Origin of the sequence: Enterobacter cloacae complex sp. XAL002 (assembly GCF_049236805.1) — a bacterium.
GTDB classification, from domain to species: domain Bacteria; phylum Pseudomonadota; class Gammaproteobacteria; order Enterobacterales; family Enterobacteriaceae; genus Enterobacter; species Enterobacter intestinihominis.
On record NZ_JBMKJN010000066.1, the window covers coordinates 1 to 1614 of the forward strand.

The 1614-nt window shown below is 52.2% G+C and carries 1 pseudogene; it reads left to right on the forward strand.

Annotated elements, in window-relative coordinates:
* Positions 1-1614: pseudogene (locus ACOT0L_RS23925) on the forward strand (Tn3-like element Tn3 family transposase); the annotation flags it as partial.

Genomic DNA, 1614 nt, shown 5'->3' on the forward strand with positions numbered 1-1614 from the left:
TGGATGTGTCCGTTTTCTGGGCACCTTCCTCACCGATATGAATCATATTCCTTCCGGCGTCCGGCATTTTACCGCCAGACAGCTCGGGATTCGTGATATCACCGTTCTTGCAGAATACGGTCAGAGGGAAAATACCCGCCGTGAGCATGCAGCGCTGATACGTCAGCACTATCAGTATCGTGAATTTGCCTGGCCCTGGACATTTCGCCTTACCCGTCTTTTATATACCCGGAGCTGGATAAGCAACGAACGTCCTGGCCTGCTTTTCGATCTGGCGACAGGGTGGCTTATGCAACATCGTATTATTCTCCCCGGAGCCACTACGCTGACCCGGTTGATTTCAGAGGTAAGGGAAAAGGCGACGTTGCGCCTGTGGAACAAACTGGCACTGATACCGTCAGCCGAACAGCGTTCACAGCTGGAGATGCTGCTGGGGCCAACTGATTGCAGCCGCCTGTCTTTACTGGAATCACTGAAAAAGGGCCCTGTGACCATCAGTGGTCCGGCGTTTAATGAAGCAATTGAACGCTGGAAAACTCTGAACGATTTTGGCCTGCATGCTGAAAACCTGAGTACACTCCCGGCTGTGCGCCTGAAAAATCTCGCACGTTATGCTGGTATGACTTCGGTGTTCAATATTGCCAGGATGTCACCGCAGAAAAGGATGGCGGTTCTGGTTGCCTTTGTCCTTGCATGGGAAACGCTGGCGCTGGATGATGCATTGGACGTTCTGGACGCCATGCTGGCCGTTATCATCCGTGACGCCAGAAAGATTGGGCAGAAAAAACGGCTCCGCTCGCTGAAGGATCTGGATAAATCTGCATTGGCGCTCGCCAGCGCATGTTCGTACCTGCTGAAAGAAGAAACACCGGACGAATCGATTCGTGCTGAGGTGTTCAGCTACATCCCAAGGCAAAAGCTGGCTGAAATCATCACGCTTGTCCGTGAAATTGCCCGGCCCTCAGACGATAATTTTCATGAAGAAATGGTGGAGCAGTACGGGCGCGTTCGTCGTTTCCTGCCCCATCTGCTGAATACCGTTAAATTTTCATCCGCACCTGCCGGGGTTACCACTCTGAATGCCTGTGACTACCTCAGCCGGGAGTTCAGCTCACGGCGGCAGTTTTTTGACGACGCACCAACGGAAATTATCAGTCGGTCATGGAAACGGCTGGTGATTAACAAGGAAAAACATATCACCCGCAGGGGATACACGCTCTGCTTTCTCAGTAAACTGCAGGATAGTCTGAGGCGGAGGGATGTCTACGTTACCGGCAGTAACCGGTGGGGAGATCCTCGTGCAAGATTACTACAGGGTGCTGACTGGCAGGCAAACCGGATTAAGGTTTATCGTTCTTTGGGGCACCCGACAGACCCGCAGGAAGCAATAAAATCTCTGGGTCATCAGCTTGATAGTCGTTACAGACAGGTTGCTGCACGTCTTTGCGAAAATGAGGCTGTCGAACTCGATGTTTCTGGCCCGAAGCCCCGGTTGACAATTTCTCCCCTCGCCAGTCTTGATGAGCCGGACAGTCTGAAACGACTGAGCAAAATGATCAGTGATCTACTCCCTCCGGTGGATTTAACGGAGTTGCTGCTCGAAATTAACGCCCA